17 protein-coding genes and 2 tRNA genes are annotated in these 14,031 nt (G+C 68.3%); 18 read left to right on the top strand and 1 reads right to left on the bottom strand.

Annotated features, from left to right (window positions below; all coding sequences use genetic code 11):
• The first annotated feature begins 37 nt into the window (after nucleotides 1-37).
• The 18 genes from G9C85_RS03990 (at nucleotide 38) to G9C85_RS03905 (ending at nucleotide 12,232) form a co-directional block, all read left to right on the top strand.
• On the top strand, nucleotides 38-1,177 hold the full coding sequence (locus tag G9C85_RS03990) for an ABC transporter ATP-binding protein (protein ID WP_166037133.1): 1,140 nt from the start codon (nucleotides 38-40) through the stop codon (nucleotides 1,175-1,177).
• 208 nt (nucleotides 1,178-1,385) lie between these two features.
• Nucleotides 1,386-1,469: transfer RNA gene (locus G9C85_RS03985), tRNA-Ser, on the top strand.
• Nucleotides 1,470-1,543: 74 nt separating this feature from the next.
• On the top strand, nucleotides 1,544-2,071 hold the full coding sequence (locus G9C85_RS03980; RefSeq protein ID WP_166037131.1) for a 30S ribosomal protein S13: 528 nt from the start codon (nucleotides 1,544-1,546) through the stop codon (nucleotides 2,069-2,071).
• On the top strand, nucleotides 2,071-2,592 hold the full coding sequence (locus tag G9C85_RS03975; protein ID WP_166037130.1) for a 30S ribosomal protein S4: 522 nt from the start codon (nucleotides 2,071-2,073) through the stop codon (nucleotides 2,590-2,592). The genes G9C85_RS03980 and G9C85_RS03975 overlap by 1 nt, the downstream gene beginning before the upstream one ends.
• Nucleotide 2,593: 1 nt before the next feature.
• Nucleotides 2,594-2,986, top strand: coding sequence for a 30S ribosomal protein S11 (locus G9C85_RS03970; RefSeq protein WP_166037127.1), 393 nt, complete (start codon nucleotides 2,594-2,596; stop codon nucleotides 2,984-2,986).
• Nucleotides 2,987-2,991: 5 nt separating this feature from the next.
• Complete coding sequence (locus G9C85_RS03965) at nucleotides 2,992-3,738, top strand: DNA-directed RNA polymerase subunit D (protein ID WP_166037125.1); 747 nt, start codon at nucleotides 2,992-2,994, stop codon at nucleotides 3,736-3,738.
• Between the two features lie 175 nt (nucleotides 3,739-3,913).
• A tRNA-Leu gene (locus tag G9C85_RS03960) sits at nucleotides 3,914-3,998 on the top strand.
• 30 nt (nucleotides 3,999-4,028) lie between these two features.
• Nucleotides 4,029-4,379, top strand: coding sequence for a 50S ribosomal protein L18e (locus G9C85_RS03955; protein WP_166037123.1), 351 nt, complete (start codon nucleotides 4,029-4,031; stop codon nucleotides 4,377-4,379).
• Nucleotides 4,376-4,816 (top strand): 50S ribosomal protein L13, encoded by a 441-nt coding sequence (locus tag G9C85_RS03950; RefSeq protein ID WP_166037121.1) that lies wholly within the window; start codon nucleotides 4,376-4,378, stop codon nucleotides 4,814-4,816. The genes G9C85_RS03955 and G9C85_RS03950 overlap by 4 nt, the downstream gene beginning before the upstream one ends.
• Entirely contained in the window at nucleotides 4,810-5,205 is a 396-nt protein-coding gene (locus G9C85_RS03945) for a 30S ribosomal protein S9 (RefSeq protein ID WP_166037119.1), read from the top strand. Before G9C85_RS03950 ends, G9C85_RS03945 begins: the two co-directional genes overlap by 7 nt.
• Nucleotides 5,206-5,217: 12 nt before the next feature.
• On the top strand, nucleotides 5,218-5,412 hold the full coding sequence (locus tag G9C85_RS03940) for a DNA-directed RNA polymerase subunit N (RefSeq protein ID WP_166037117.1): 195 nt from the start codon (nucleotides 5,218-5,220) through the stop codon (nucleotides 5,410-5,412).
• Nucleotides 5,412-5,612: a DNA-directed RNA polymerase subunit K gene (locus G9C85_RS03935; RefSeq protein WP_166037115.1), complete on the top strand. Its 201-nt coding sequence runs from the start codon at nucleotides 5,412-5,414 to the stop codon at nucleotides 5,610-5,612. Before G9C85_RS03940 ends, G9C85_RS03935 begins: the two co-directional genes overlap by 1 nt.
• On the top strand, nucleotides 5,613-6,818 hold the full coding sequence (gene eno, locus G9C85_RS03930) for a phosphopyruvate hydratase (RefSeq protein ID WP_166037112.1): 1,206 nt from the start codon (nucleotides 5,613-5,615) through the stop codon (nucleotides 6,816-6,818).
• Entirely contained in the window at nucleotides 6,815-7,591 is a 777-nt protein-coding gene (rpsB, locus tag G9C85_RS03925) for a 30S ribosomal protein S2 (RefSeq protein ID WP_166037110.1), read from the top strand. The genes eno and rpsB overlap by 4 nt, the downstream gene beginning before the upstream one ends.
• Before the next feature lie 202 nt (nucleotides 7,592-7,793).
• Nucleotides 7,794-8,591 (top strand): hypothetical protein, encoded by a 798-nt coding sequence (locus tag G9C85_RS03920; protein ID WP_166037108.1) that lies wholly within the window; start codon nucleotides 7,794-7,796, stop codon nucleotides 8,589-8,591.
• A gap of 213 nt (nucleotides 8,592-8,804) precedes the next feature.
• Complete coding sequence (mvk, locus tag G9C85_RS03915; protein ID WP_166037106.1) at nucleotides 8,805-9,809, top strand: mevalonate kinase; 1,005 nt, start codon at nucleotides 8,805-8,807, stop codon at nucleotides 9,807-9,809.
• Nucleotides 9,806-10,558 carry an isopentenyl phosphate kinase gene (locus G9C85_RS03910; protein ID WP_166037104.1) on the top strand — a complete coding sequence of 251 codons (753 nt, stop codon included), beginning with the start codon at nucleotides 9,806-9,808 and terminating at the stop codon, nucleotides 10,556-10,558. Before mvk ends, G9C85_RS03910 begins: the two co-directional genes overlap by 4 nt.
• A 135-nt stretch (nucleotides 10,559-10,693) precedes the next feature.
• A complete protein-coding gene (locus G9C85_RS03905; RefSeq protein ID WP_166037102.1) occupies nucleotides 10,694-12,232 on the top strand; it encodes a hypothetical protein in 1,539 nt (512 codons plus the stop codon).
• Nucleotides 12,233-12,250: 18 nt separating this feature from the next.
• Here the strand turns inward: G9C85_RS03905 and G9C85_RS03900 are convergent, their stop codons facing one another.
• Nucleotides 12,251-13,978 (bottom strand): YegP family protein, encoded by a 1,728-nt coding sequence (locus G9C85_RS03900; protein WP_166037100.1) that lies wholly within the window; start codon nucleotides 13,976-13,978, stop codon nucleotides 12,251-12,253.
• Nucleotides 13,979-14,031: the final 53 nt, after the last annotated feature.

Here is a 14,031-nt window from a genome sequence, read left to right as displayed (position 1 = left end):
CCGACTGTACGGACGATCGAACACGGACGGTGAATCCATGACAGAACTCGAACTCGACTCGGTGACGAAGGTGTTCCAGGACGGCGACGACCACATCGTCGCCGTCGACGACGTATCGCTCACGCTCGGCGACGAGGAGTTCCTCGTCGTCGTCGGCCCATCCGGCTGCGGGAAGTCGACGACGCTCCGGATGGTCGCCGGCCTCGAGACGGTGACAAGCGGCGAGATACGGCTCGGCGGGCGGGTGATGAACGACGTGAAGTCCCAGCATCGGGACATCGCGATGGTGTTCCAGTCGTACGCGCTATACCCGCACATGACCGTACGCGGTAACATGGCGTTCGGGCTCGAGGAGTCCACGGACCTCCCGAAATCGGAGATCCAGTCCCGCGTCGAGGAGGCAGCGTCGATGATGGGCATCGAGGACCTCCTCGACCGACGGCCGCGCGAACTATCTGGCGGCCAACAGCAGCGCGTCGCCCTGGGTCGCGCGATCGTCCGCGACCCCGAGGTGTTCCTGATGGACGAACCGCTGTCGAACCTCGACGCGAAGCTGCGCTCGCAGATGCGGACGGAACTCCAGCGGATCCAGGAGGACCTCGGCGTGACGACGATGTACGTCACGCACGACCAGACCGAAGCGATGACGATGGGCGACCGGATCGCCATCCTCAACGACGGCGAACTCCAGCAGATCGCCACGCCCCTGGAGTGCTATCACGAGCCCGCGAACCGGTTCGTCGCGGGGTTCGTCGGCGAACCCTCGATGAACTTCTTCGAGATGACCGTGACCGACGGCCGCCTCGAGAGCGAGGCGTTCAGTTACCCGCTCGGCGCCGACCTTCGCGAGTCGATCGGGGACGCGAGCGAGGTCGTCCTCGGCGTCAGGCCTGAAGCGGTCGAACTCGTCTCGGACGCCACGGGCGCGCACGACTTCGAGACCGTCGTCGACGTCATCGAGCCGATGGGGAACGAGAACACGCTGTACCTGGACTTCGAGGGGTCCGACGAGACGCTCGTCGCGACCACCAGCGGGATGCGACGGATCGCGGAAGGCGACAAGGCGGTCGCTCGCATCAGCGAAGACTCGATCCACCTGTTCGACGGCCGGACGGGCGAGGCCCTCCACAACCGACCGATCGCGGGCGAAGAACCCGCGGACGTCGCGACCGACTGACTCGCCGATCCGTCCGGCGTCTTCGCCTCCGAGTCCGCTCCTCTGTCGTTCGGGTTCGCGCACCGAACGCCGACCACGCGACGGCGTGCGAAGCCGGCACAGGCGGCCGCCGTTCCGTGGGGCTTAAGTAACAGACCAGAGTATCCGTGAGTGCAATCGATGTAGGGGCGTCGGCCCCGAGTCCGCACAGGGCGACGATAGACAGCGAGTCGTGGTAGCCTAGCCTGGCCCAAGGCGCAGGGTTGCTAACTCTGTGGCGTAAGCCTCCGGGGTTCAAATCCCCGCCACGACGTCGGATTCCATGCCGCACCAGGCCGGCCGTGGAACCACAACCGAGAGTGCATCAGCACTCCATACACGCAACACATGAGCGAAGAACAACCACAGGGCGACACCGAGGACGACGAAGACCTTCGTTACTTCGTCCGAATCGGCCAGACAGACCTCGACGGGACGAAGTCCGTCGAGCGGTCGCTCATCGAGATGAACGGCATCGGGCGACGCACGGCGAGAATCATCGCCCACGAGGCTGACGTCGACCGGACGGCCACCTTCGGCCGCCTGGAAGACGATGAGATCGACGCCGTCGTCGAAATCGTAGAGAACTACGCCGAGGAAGTCCCCGACTGGCTCAACAACCGCCAGACGGCCTTCTACTCCGGCGAGACCACGCACGAGGTCGGGAACGACCTCAACATGGCTCGCCGCCACGACATCAACCGCCTCAAGATGATCGAGGCGTACCGTGGCGTCCGCCACAAGCGCGGACAGAAGGTCCGCGGCCAGCGGACGAAGTCCACCGGTCGTACCGAGGGGACCATCGGCGTCAACGTCGAAGAGATTCGCGAAGAACAGGCCGAGGAAGAGGCCGCAGCCGAGGGTGAGGACGAATAATGGCAACCGGAAAGAACACCAAAGCCTACGAGACGCCGAACCACCCGTGGCAGGGCGAACGCATCGCCGAGGAACACGGCCTTCTCGACACGTACGGCCTGAAGAACAAGGAGGAACTCTGGCGCGTGCAGTCCCAGCTGCGGTCGTTCCGCCGGGAAGCACGTGACCTGCTCGGGTCCGCACAGACTGCGGAAGCGGCCGAGGAGGCCGGACAGGAGTTCCTCGCGCGACTGAAGCGCATCGGCGTGCTCGACGAGGGCGACGAACTCGACGACATCCTGAGTCTCGAGATCAACGACCTCCTCGAACGCCGCCTGCAGACGGTCGCGTACCGCAAGGGCCTCGCGAACACCACCCAGCAGGCACGACAGTTCATCGTGCACGGGCACGTCACGGTCGACGGTGCCCGCGTCACGCGACCGTCGTACACGGTCGCCGTCGACGAGGAGGACGCCGTCGAGTTCGACGAGACGAGCGAGCTCGCGGACGAACTCCACCCCGAACGCGCGGAGGGTCAGTAACATGGCAGAACAGGAAGACGACAAGTGGGGGATCGCCCACGTGCACGCATCGTACAACAACACGGTGATGACCGTGACGGACCTCACGGGTGCCGAGACCATCGCGAAGTCCTCTGGCGGGACTGCCGTCAAGCAGAACCGCGACGAGGCGTCGCCGTACGCGGCGATGCAGATGGTCGAGAGTCTCGCCGACGAGATCCGAGCGTCCGGCATCGAGGGTCTCCACGTCCGCGTTCGCGGACCTGGCGGCAACCTCCAGAAGTCCCCGGGCCCGGGTGCGCAGGCCGCGATTCGCGCGCTCGCTCGCGAGGACTTCGAGATCGGTCGCATCGAGGACGTGACTCCCATCCCGCACGACGGTTCCCGTGCCCCCAAGGGCAAGGGCGGATTCTGACAAGCATGGACGAGGAATACGACGTCGAGTTCATCGAACACGAGGACCGCGCTGCGAAGTTCCTCGTACGGGGCGTCACGCCCGCGTTCGCCAACGGTATCCGTCGCGCGATGATCGCGGACGTGCCGACGCTGGCGATCGACGAGGTGCGCTTCATCGAGAACTCGTCGGTGATGTTCGACGAGCAGATCGCGCTGCGGCTCGGACTCGTTCCGCTGTCGACGCCGCCGAACGAGTTCGACGAGGACGACGTCGTGACGCTCTCGCTGGACGTCTCGGGTCCGGGGACCGCGTACTCGGGCGACATCCGGTCGTCCGACGAGATGGTCCAGCCGGCCGAGGCGAACGTCCCGATAATCGAACTCAAGGACGGCCAGCGCCTCGAGCTCGAGGCGGACGCCGTCCTCTCGGACGGGAAGGACCACGCGAAGCACCAGGGCGGCGTGTCCGTGGGGTACCGGAACCTCCAGCGCGTCGAGCCCGTCGGTGACCGTGGCGAGTTCGAGGACGCCGATCCCGAGATCTATCGGGGCGTCATCGAGGACGACGGCGAGCTGGTCGACACCGCCGAGTTCGACCACGACATCACGAACCGATACCCCGACCGGGAGGTCGAGGTGACGGACGTCGAGAACGCGTTCGTCTTCAGCGTGGAGACGGACGGCTCGATGTCCGTCGAGGAGCTGTTCGCGCGCGCCGTCGAGTCGCTCGACGTGCGCGCCGCCGAACTCGAAGACGCGGTATCGCTCTAAGGAACTATGACCCCTTCCAATCACACCCTGACGGTCGCACGAAACGCCGGTCGACGCGCGTCGACTGGCACCCGGAGTGACGACGCCGAACGCGGCGCCGTCGCCCGTTCGTGTGCCGTAATCGAAAGTGGTTTGAAGGGGGGCACGGAACTAGCAGGTGCCTACGAGGGCACGCGCAGGGATAGCCAAGTCAGGCCAACGGCGCAGCGTTCAGGGCGCTGTCCTGTAGAGGTCCGCAGGTTCAAATCCTGCTCCCTGCATCCGTTCTTCTCACATTCAGGAGGAAAGTCATGAGTAAGACGAATCCGAGGCTCAGCAGTCTCATCGCCGAGCTGAAGTCGGTGTCGCGGACAGATGACGCCGACGTTTGGAGCGACGTCGCCGAGCGCCTAGAGAAACCCCGCCGCACGCACGCGGAGGTCAATCTCGGGCGTATCGAGCGGTATGCGCAGGAAGACGAGACCGTCGTCGTCCCCGGGAAGGTCCTGGGGAGCGGCGCTCTCCAGAAGTCGGTCACCGTTGCAGCGGTCGACTTCTCGTCGTCCGCCGAGACGAAGATCGAGCAGGTAGGCGAGACGCTCCAACTGGAACAGGCTATCGAACAGAACCCCGAAGGCAGCAACGTGCGGGTGATCCGATGAACACGTCCGAGTTCGACGCGGACGTCGTCGTCGACGCCCGCGACTGCATCCTGGGGCGGGTCGCGTCGCAGGTCGCCGAGCGGTCGCTCGACGGCGAGTCGATCGCGGTCGTGAACGCTGAGGACGCCGTCATCACCGGCAGCGAGGACGACATCATGTCGACGTACCGCCAGCGTGCCGCGATCGGTTCCGATCAGGGACCGGCGACGATCAAGCGCCCGGACCGCATCTTCAAGCGGTCGATCCGCGGGATGCTCCCGCACAAGTCCGACCGTGGCCGCGAGGCGTTCTCGAACGTCCGCGTCTACGTCGGCAACCCGTTCGACGACGACGAAGGCGACGTCCTCGAGGGGACGTCGCTGGACCGCCTGTCGAACATCAAGTTCCTCCAGCTGTCGGAGGTCTCAGAGCAACTGGGTGCTAACGTCACATGGTAACGAACACGTCCGGAAAGAAGAAGACCGCTATCGCGCGAGCGACCGTCTCCGAGGGAGAGGGTCGCGTCCGAATCAACGCAAAGCCCGTCGAGCTGGTGGAGCCGGAGATGGCTCGCCTGAAGATGCTGGAGCCGTTCCGCATCGTCGACGGCGTGCGCGACGACGTCGACATCGACGTGTCCGTGCAAGGCGGCGGGTTCGCCGGGCAGGCTGACGCCGTCCGCACCGCGATCGCGCGAGGTATCGTGCAGCACAGCGGCGACGCGGAGCTCCGGGACGCGTACCGGGAGTTCGACCGGTCGCTGCTCGTGAACGACGTGCGCCAGTCCGAACCCAAGAAGTGGGGCGGACCGGGTGCGCGTGCACGCTACCAGAAGTCCTACCGCTAAGGTGATCGAGTCATGATGGTACCAGTCCGGTGTTTCACGTGCGGTAACGTCGTGGGTGAGCACTGGGAGGAGTTCAAGGCGCGGTCTCGCGAGGGCGACGAGGACCCGGAGAAGGTCCTCGACGAACTGGGCGTCGACCGGTATTGCTGCCGGCGGATGCTCGTGTCGCACAAGGACCTCGTGGACATCGTCTCCCCCTACCAGTGATGCCCGGGAAACAACGCTACAACCGGTACGAGAAGGCTCGAATCCTGGGTGCGCGAGCGCTCCAGGTGTCGTACGGTGCGCCCGTGCTGATCGAGACGGCGCAGACGGAGCCGATCCTCATCGCGGCCGAGGAGTACGACGCGGGCGTGCTTCCGTTCACGGTCCGTCGGGAGACGGGCAAGGGTCGAGGTGACGAGTAGATGACGCGCATCACGGACGTCCGACTCCGGCGCGTGCTCGATTCGCGCGGGAACGGGACGGTCGAAGCGGACGTGTTGACGGAGAGCGGTGGTTTCGGTCGGGCGGCGGCCCCGAGTGGGGCGTCGACCGGCGAGTACGAGGCCGTCGAGCTCCCGCCGCAGGAGGCGATCGCGAAGGCTCGCGAGCTCGCGGTGCCGCGCCTCGAGCGGTCGGTGTACGCCGGCAATCAGCGCGACGTCGACGCGGCGTTGCACGCGGCCGACGGAACCGACGACTTCGGCGAGATCGGTGCGAACAGCGCGGTCGCCATCTCGATGGCGGCGGCGAAGGCGGGTGCCGACGTGCTCGGTGCGCCGCTGTTCCAGCATCTCGGTGGGGCGTTCCGTGGTGCGTCGTTCCCGACGCCGCTCGGGAACGTCGTCGGTGGTGGCGAGCACGCTGCCGACGCGACGGACATCCAGGAGTTCCTCGCTGCGCCCGTGGGTGCGCCGAGCGTTCAGGACGCGGTGTTCGCGAACGCGGCGGTCCACGCCGAGGTCGCCGACTTGCTCGCCGAGCGCGGCGTCGCGTGCGGGAAGGGCGACGAGGGCGCGTGGGCGCCGAGCATCGAGGACGCGGCGGCGTTCGAGGTCGTCGACGAAGCGACGAGTACGGTCGAAGACGAGTTCGGGTTCGAGGTCGGTTTCGGGCTCGACGTCGCCGGTGCGGAGCTGTACGACGAGGACGAGGACGCGTACGTGTACGGCGACGAGACGCGCTCGACGGCGGAGCAAGTCGAGTACGTCGCCGGCCTCGTCGACGAGTACGACCTCGTGTACGTGGAGGACCCGCTGGACGAGGACGCGTTCGACGCGTTCGCGGAGCTCACTGAGCGAGTGGGTGATCGCACGCTCGTCTGCGGTGACGACCTGTTCGTGACGAACACGGAGCGCCTGTCGCGCGGTATCGACGCCGAGGCTGGGAACAGTATCCTCGTCAAACCGAACCAGATCGGGACGCTCACGGACGCGTTCGACGCGGTCGAACTCGCGGTCCGTGAGGGGTACGCGCCCGTCATCTCGCATCGGAGCGGAGAGACGGAGGATACGACCATCGCACACCTCGCCGTGGCGACCGACGCGCCGTTCATCAAGACGGGCGCGGTCGGCGGCGAGCGAACCGCGAAGCTGAACGAACTCATCCGAATCGCAGACGACGCACTATGACAGCACAAGACGACGAAGGGCTCGACGCCGCCGAAGACGAGATCGACGAGGAGCCCGCGGAGGGCGCCGGTCCGGCGGCCGAAGCGGCCGACGCCGAGCCCGCGACCGAGGAATCGACCGCCGACGCCGAGGAGGCAGAGGCCGAATCAGATGCTGGTCCCGCGCTCGACGACGACGTCATGGGGGACGAGGAGGCGGACCTCCTCATTCCCGTCGAGGATTACCTCGGCGCTGGCGTCCACATCGGGACCCAGCAGAAGACGAAGGACATGGAGCGGTTCATCCATCGCGTCCGCACGGACGGCCTGTACGTCCTGGACGTGGCGAAGACCGACAGCCGCATTCGGACGGCTGCGGACTTCCTGTCGAACTACGCGCCCGAGCAGATCCTCGTGACGAGCTCGCGCCAGTACGGTCGGTTCCCCGCGGAGAAGTTCGCGGAGGCCGTCGGTGCGCGCGCTCGCACGGGCCGGTTCATTCCGGGGACGCTCACGAACCCGAAGTACGACGGCTACATCGAGCCGGACGTGCTCGTGGTGACTGACCCGATCGGTGACGCGCAAGCGGTGAAGGAGGCTATCACGGTCGGTATCCCCGTCATCGCGATGTGTGACTCGAACAACCAGACGAGTAACGTCGACCTCGTCGTCCCGACGAACAACAAGGGTCGGAAGGCCCTGTCGGTCGTGTACTGGTTGCTCGCGAACGAGACGCTGGACCGCCGCGGTGCGGAGCCGGCGTACTCGCTCGACGACTTCGAGTCCGGTATCTGAACGCGTTTTTCGCTCGTTCGTCCTTTCGGTCGTTTTCGCGGCACTCGATCCCGAGTAGCGCTGGCGTCGTCGACCTCGACGCGGTCCCGTCGTCGGGCGACGAGTTGGCGGCGTCGGGCTGGGCTGAGTCCGGGGGACGCGGGTGCACCCAAACGTAGTAGGTCGGTATTTGATTCCAACTGGCCGTCGTCCGTGTTGTACGATGAGAGAATCCTATAGAACGATGTTCGTCGTCGCGATGACGATGTGCGTGGCGTTCGCCGGGTCGGCCGTTGCGGCGAACGCAGTCACGGAGGACGCGGCAGAGAACGTCCACGACGGCACGGTGTCGCCGGACGCGGTCGAGGGGTCGACGACGGTCGACCACACGGCGTCGTTCCACGTCGACGACGTGAGCAAGGACGGCGGCACGGATCGGTTCTACGTCGAGTTCCCGAACGACGCGAACCTCTCCGTGAACGGCGCGACGGTCACGAACCGCTCCGACGGGTCGTCGGTCGCGATCTCCTCGAGCGCCGAGGTCGTCGATGGCCCCGACGAGGACGGCGTGATGGACACGGTCGCGTTCGCCGTGAGCCCGAGCGGTAGCGGCAAGTCCGTCGACGTGAACGCGACGGTGTCCGTGACCGTCGAGTGGCCCGCGGTCGACGCCGACCGCTCGATGGCCCTCCACGCGGCCGTCGAGGATTCCTCGCTCGCGAACGTCGAGCGCACCCAGTTCGCGTCCGTCACCGTCGAAGCCGTCGACGATACCACGGAAGCGACCACGACGGAAGCGACCGCGACGACGGCGCCGACCACCACGGAAGCGACCGCGACGACGGCACCGACCACCGACGGGACGATGACCACGTCCGCGAACGGTGACGTCACCATGACCACGTCCGCGAACGGCGGCGTAGACGCCGGCGACGGCTCCGGCGGCTCGCCCGGCTTCGGGCTCGCCGTCGCCACCCTGGCGCTCGCACTCGCCGCCGGAATCGCACTGAGGCGGACCTGACGCGCGACCCGAACCGAACCACACACCTTCTTCGGTCGGGACCGCAGCCGCACCGCTGCTCGCGATAGACGACACCCCCGCAGCCTCCCGATGGTCGGGACCGCAGCCGCACCGCTACTCGCAGAGTCAGTCGACTGCCCCGCGGTCCCTCCCTGCGGTCGGGACCGCGGCCCTTCTCACAACACTCTTTTTCCCGGGTGCGAATTCCCGGGTATGGTAACTGCGAGTGCGCCCGGGAAGGTCTACTGCTTCGGGGAGCACGCGGTCGTCTACGGCGAACCGGCGGTCCCGTGCGCCATCGAGCGGCGAGCGACCGTGACTGTCGAGCGCCGCGACGACGACCGGTTGCGCGTCGAATCCGAGGACCTCCGCATCTCGGGGTTCACGGTCGAGTACGACGGCGCCGGTGGGAAGGCACCTGACGTGGACGCACCGACGCGCCTGCTGGAGGCCGCGACGGGGTACGTCGACGCTGCCATCGAGCAGGCGCGCGACGCCGCGGACGCCCCCGATGTGGGGTTCGACGTGCACGTCGAGAGCGCGATCCCGCTCGGCGCGGGCCTGGGGTCGTCCGCGGCGGTCGTCGTCGCGACCATCGCCGCGGCATCGCGCGCGCTCGACTGCGAGCTCGACGAGCGCGAGATCGCCGAGCGCGCGTACCGGAGCGAGCACGCCGTCCAGGACGGCGAGGCGTCGCGCGCGGACACGTTCTGCTCGACGATGGGCGGCGCCGTCCGCGTCGCGGGCGACGACTGCCGCCGCCTCGGCACGCCGGACCTGCCGTTCGTCGTCGGCTACGACGGTGGCGCTGGCGACACCGGCGAACTCGTCGCCGGTGTGCGCGCGCTCCGCGACGAGTACGACTTCGCGGCCGACACCGTCGCCGCGATCGGCGACGTCGTCCGTCGCGGCGAGACGCTCATCGAGGACGCGAACGCGGTCGCGAGCGAGGAGACCGTCTCGGAACTCGGTCGCCTGATGAACTTCAACCACGGACTCCTGGAGGCGCTCGGGGTGTCGTCGCGGTCGCTCGACGAGATGGTGTGGGCGGCCCGCGAGGCGGGTGCGGCTGGCGCGAAACTCACCGGCGCGGGCGGCGGCGGGTGCGTCGTCGCGCTCGACGCCTCCGACGCGACCGAGACCGCACTCGAACTGACGCCGGCGTGCGAGGACGTGTTCCGCGCCGAACTCGCGTCCGAGGGGGTCCGGTACGAATGATCGTCCTGAAGCTCGGCGGGAGCGTGGTCACGGAGAAGGACCGCGACGAGACCGTCGACGGCGCGTCCCTGGAGCGGGCGGCGGCGGCGATCGGGGCGTCGCTCGCGGACGGGGGCGCGGACGACGACCTCGTCGTCGTCCACGGCGGCGGGTCGTTCGGGCATCCCCACGCCGAGGAGTGGGGGGCGAGTACGACCGCGGGCGTGGACGACGTCCGCGCGGTCAACGCCATCCACGGGGCGATGACGACGCTGAACGAGTTCGTGCTCCGCGCGCTCCAGGACGCGGACGTCCCCGCGGTGCCCGTCCACCCGCTCTCGGCCGGGAGTCGCGACGCGGACGGCGAGCTTTCGCTCCCGAGCGAGCAGGTCCGCACGCTCGTCGACGAGGGGTTCGTGCCCGTCCTCCACGGCGACCTGGTCGCGCATGCTGGCGCGGGCGCGACCGTCCTCAGCGGCGACGAGATCGTGACGAGCCTCGCCGCGTCCCTCGACGCCGACCGCGTCGGCGTCTGCTCGACGGTCCCGGGCGTGCTGGACGCCGACGACGCCGTCGTCCCCGAGATACGGTCGTTCGAGGACGTCGCCGCGGTCCTCGGCGGGAGCGAGGCGACGGACGTCTCCGGCGGGATGGCCGGGAAGGTCCGCGCGCTCCTCGAACTCGGGTCGCCGGCGAGCATCTTCGAGCTAGATGCTCTCGAGGCGTTCCTCGACGGGGACCGGCCGGGGACGACCGTCGACGGCGCCTGACCGGGAACGGTCGACGGCGCCTGACCGTGGACGACCGTCGACGGCGCCTGCACGACTACTTCCTCCCGCGGGCGTCGCCGCGACCCGACGTGCTTCACCGGGGGTTTGATACGTCGGTAGCGTCTGCACTCGCGCATGTCATCCGGGGACCTCGCGACGCGAGTCGAGGACGCCCTCGCGGTCGACCAGGACGCCTTCCAGTCCCGGGTCCGCGAGGACGCCGAGGTCATCAAGGCGGAGTTGCACGACGGGACGTTCGACAACCCGCAGGCGATCGTCGGGTTCGAGTACGAGTTCTACGCCGTCGACGACGAGACGACGGCGTTACGACGCGTCCCGCGACGACTACTCGAGTTCATCGGGTTCGAGAAGGAACTCGGTCTGCACAACGCGGAGATGTCGACGAGCCCCCAACCGTTCAACGCACACGGGCTGCGGGCGCAGGAGTCGGAGGTACTCGCGCGCCTGCAGACGGCTCAGGACTGCGCGAGTGCGGAGGGAATGCGGCTCGTGAGCGACGGGATGTGGACGATCCCGCCCGAGGGCGAGACCGCGACCGGGTACCTCACGGACAGCGTCGACGACGGCGGCGTGCGGGTCGCGACGAACATGTCCGATAGCGCGCGGTACCACGCGATGGCGAACAGGGACGCCGCGGACGCCATCGCGGGGATGCGATTGGACGCACCGCACGTGAACCTCGACGCGGACACCGTGATGCCCGAGAGCCTCATCACGAGCATCCAGCCGCACTATCAGGTGCCCCACGCCGAGGACCTGCCGACGTACTTCCGGTACGCGCTCCGGATCGCGGGGCCGTTGCTCGCGGTCGGCGTGAACAGTCCGTTCTTCCCGCCGGACCTCTACGACGACGGCGTCGACGCGGAGACGCTGCTCGCGGACGCGTGGATGGAGCACCGCATCGGCGTGTTCGAGACCGTGCTGAACGCGGAGACGGGGACGACGGGGAAGGTCCGGTTCCCGCGGGACTTCGACGACGTGGACACCGCCGTCGACCGAATTGCGGCCGACGACACGCTCGTGCCGATGCCAGTCGAATCCTCGAACCGGTTCGACGACCGGTTCGCGGCGTTCCGCATGAAGCACGGGACGTACTGGCGGTGGGTGCGGCCCGTGTTCGGCGGGCCGACGCGGTCGTCGGCGAACGCCCGCATCGAGTTCCGCCCGATCGCGGGCCAGCCGACGGTCCGGGACGCCATCGCGTTCCAGGCGGTGTTCGCGGGCCTGATGGAGGCGCTCCCGAAGCTCGAGCACCCGGTCGCGGACCTCGACTGGGAGGTCGCGCGCGACAACTTCTACAGCGCGATGCGCGAGGGGCTGGCGGCGGACCTCGTGTGGATCACGAACGACGGGCAGACGGTCCGGAACACCGGCCGGATGTACGAGGACCTGCTCGCGTACGCGGAGGAAGGTCTCCAGATGCGTGGGTTGGACGAGGACGAGGCGGCGCGGTACACGCACCCGCTGAAGGCGCGGGTGCGGCGGCGGATGACGCCGGCGCGCTGGAAGCACGAGCGCGTCGCCGCGACCGTCGACGACGGCGCGTCGTTCGAGGACGCGGTGTACGACGCGCAGCGCTCGTACGTGGACGCTCAGCGCAAGACGCTCCTCGACTCGAGCTTCGCCGAGTGGCTCCAAGACGGCCGACAGTAAAGAGGTCCGCGCGGGCGTTCAGGCGGCGTCGCTCTCGGGCTCGTCGGCGGCGTCGTCCTCGGAGCCGCCAGTAGCGTCGCCTTCGACGGGCGCGTTCGGGGCGTGTCGCTTCACGCCGTTGACCGCGTCGACCGCACCGGATCGGCTCGCGTAGCCTTCGCCAGACGTGCCGAGGATGGTTCCGTTGCGGTGCCGGAGCCGCCAGCGGAACTCGCCGCTGCCGTCCTCGTGGACCTCGATCACGGCCGCGGCGATCGTGAGCCGGTCGGCCTGCGGGGCGAGGTCGCGGACGCGATCGATGGCGTCGGTCAGCGCGGAGCGCGAACTGTAGCCCTCGCCGGAGTCGGCGATGGGTTCGCCGTTCGCGGCGACGAGTCGCCAGCGGTGGCCGCCCGCGGCGTCGGTGGACGTCTCGAACCGGACGCCGCTCTCGGTATCGACCTCGGCGTCGCCGGTCGCCTCCTGGAACCGGTCGGCGGCGCGGCGCGCGTTCGACCGGCTGGCGTAGCCCTCGCCGGAGTCGCCGAGGATGTTCCCGTTACGGGCGACGAGTCGCCAGCGGTACTCACCGACGACGTCCTCGTACACCTCGATGCCCGCGGGGTCGAACTCGAGGTAGTCCGCGGGCGCGACGTACTCGCTCACCGCGTCGACGCTCTCGCGTGCGCCGGCCTTCGAGGCGAACCCGCGCGTCGCGGCCGCGATGATCTCGCCGTTGTCGTGCCGGAGCCGCCAGCGGTACTCGTCGTTCGCGTCCCGGTAGAGTTCGAACGACGCCGAGGGGTCTTCGGCGACGGGATCCGGGACGGGTTCCGGTTCCTCCTCGTCGCGCTGCCAGACGACGGCGGCACCGAGCGAGTTCCGCTTGACGCTTCGCATCCCGCGGCGCGCGTTCCGGTCGTTCGAGTACGACTCGCCGGAGGTCGCGATGATGTTCCCGTTCTGGTGGACGAGCCGCCAGCGCCACTTCCCGGCCTTGTCGCGATAGACGTCGAACGTCGCGGAACTATCCTCCAACGCTTCGACGTGCGCGGTCACCTCCGCGAGCGACGCCTCGGTCGTCTCGGCCTCGCTGCGTGCGTCCGCGGCACTCGCTTCGGCGGCCTCGGCCTCGCGGCGGGCTTCCGTCGCGCTGGCGTCGGAGGTCTCGGCGCGCTCGCGTGCCTCCTGGAGCGACGCTTCGAGTTCCTCGATCCGGCTCTCCCTCTCGTCGACGGTCTCCTCCAACGCCGCGATCGTGTTCGCGTCGGCCTCGTCGTCGGCGCGCGCGGCGTGGAGCCGTTCCTCGACGGCGAGCCGGGCTCGACTCTGCCCGACGGAGATCGGTGCGATCGCGCCCGAGACCGTGATCAGCGCCAGCCCGAGGGTGTAGACGAGGACGACGGTCTGCGCTCCGCTCGAGTCGAGCGCCCAGTCGGCGGGGAAGACGGTCGTGAACCACGCCATCGCGGCGAGGCACACGACGAGGCCGACGTAGACGAGGCGCTTCGCGTTCGCGTGGAAGGACTGGCCGACGACGAGGCCGGCGAGTGCCGCCGCGAGCCCCGATCCGGCGAGGAGGTACGCGATCCCTCGCGTCCCCGTTCGGCCGTCACCCATCGACGTGAGGAACAGCGCCATGCCGACGATGGCGGCGACCACCCCCACGACGAACAGCCAGTAGCCGTACACCTCGTCGCTCGTGAACGGTTCCCCGAATCGGTCGGCGTACGTCGACACCAGTACGTTACCACTTTCACTTGACATGGTCTCTGTTACCACTTCGCACGCAACTGGTATGAAAGCTCTGCCGCTGGCAG

It is taken from the genome of Halorubellus sp. JP-L1 (genome assembly GCF_011440375.1).
Classification (GTDB): domain Archaea; phylum Halobacteriota; class Halobacteria; order Halobacteriales; family Natrialbaceae; genus Halorubellus.
The sequence above is the reverse complement of the archived record's forward strand: the minus strand, read 5'-3'. Positions and strand labels throughout refer to the sequence as shown.

Coding starts and splice junctions, on each gene's coding strand:
- G9C85_RS03990 (WP_166037133.1), top strand. CDS start 38: ATGACAGAACTCGAACTCGACTCGGTGACGAAGGTGTTCCAGGACGGC.
- G9C85_RS03980 (WP_166037131.1), top strand. CDS start 1,544: ATGAGCGAAGAACAACCACAGGGCGACACCGAGGACGACGAAGACCTT.
- G9C85_RS03975 (WP_166037130.1), top strand. CDS start 2,071: ATGGCAACCGGAAAGAACACCAAAGCCTACGAGACGCCGAACCACCCG.
- G9C85_RS03970 (WP_166037127.1), top strand. CDS start 2,594: ATGGCAGAACAGGAAGACGACAAGTGGGGGATCGCCCACGTGCACGCA.
- G9C85_RS03965 (WP_166037125.1), top strand. CDS start 2,992: ATGGACGAGGAATACGACGTCGAGTTCATCGAACACGAGGACCGCGCT.
- G9C85_RS03955 (WP_166037123.1), top strand. CDS start 4,029: ATGAGTAAGACGAATCCGAGGCTCAGCAGTCTCATCGCCGAGCTGAAG.
- G9C85_RS03950 (WP_166037121.1), top strand. CDS start 4,376: ATGAACACGTCCGAGTTCGACGCGGACGTCGTCGTCGACGCCCGCGAC.
- G9C85_RS03945 (WP_166037119.1), top strand. CDS start 4,810: ATGGTAACGAACACGTCCGGAAAGAAGAAGACCGCTATCGCGCGAGCG.
- G9C85_RS03940 (WP_166037117.1), top strand. CDS start 5,218: ATGATGGTACCAGTCCGGTGTTTCACGTGCGGTAACGTCGTGGGTGAG.
- G9C85_RS03935 (WP_166037115.1), top strand. CDS start 5,412: ATGCCCGGGAAACAACGCTACAACCGGTACGAGAAGGCTCGAATCCTG.
- eno (WP_166037112.1), top strand. CDS start 5,613: ATGACGCGCATCACGGACGTCCGACTCCGGCGCGTGCTCGATTCGCGC.
- rpsB (WP_166037110.1), top strand. CDS start 6,815: ATGACAGCACAAGACGACGAAGGGCTCGACGCCGCCGAAGACGAGATC.
- G9C85_RS03920 (WP_166037108.1), top strand. CDS start 7,794: ATGAGAGAATCCTATAGAACGATGTTCGTCGTCGCGATGACGATGTGC.
- mvk (WP_166037106.1), top strand. CDS start 8,805: ATGGTAACTGCGAGTGCGCCCGGGAAGGTCTACTGCTTCGGGGAGCAC.
- G9C85_RS03910 (WP_166037104.1), top strand. CDS start 9,806: ATGATCGTCCTGAAGCTCGGCGGGAGCGTGGTCACGGAGAAGGACCGC.
- G9C85_RS03905 (WP_166037102.1), top strand. CDS start 10,694: ATGTCATCCGGGGACCTCGCGACGCGAGTCGAGGACGCCCTCGCGGTC.
- G9C85_RS03900 (WP_166037100.1), bottom strand. CDS start 13,978: ATGTCAAGTGAAAGTGGTAACGTACTGGTGTCGACGTACGCCGACCGA.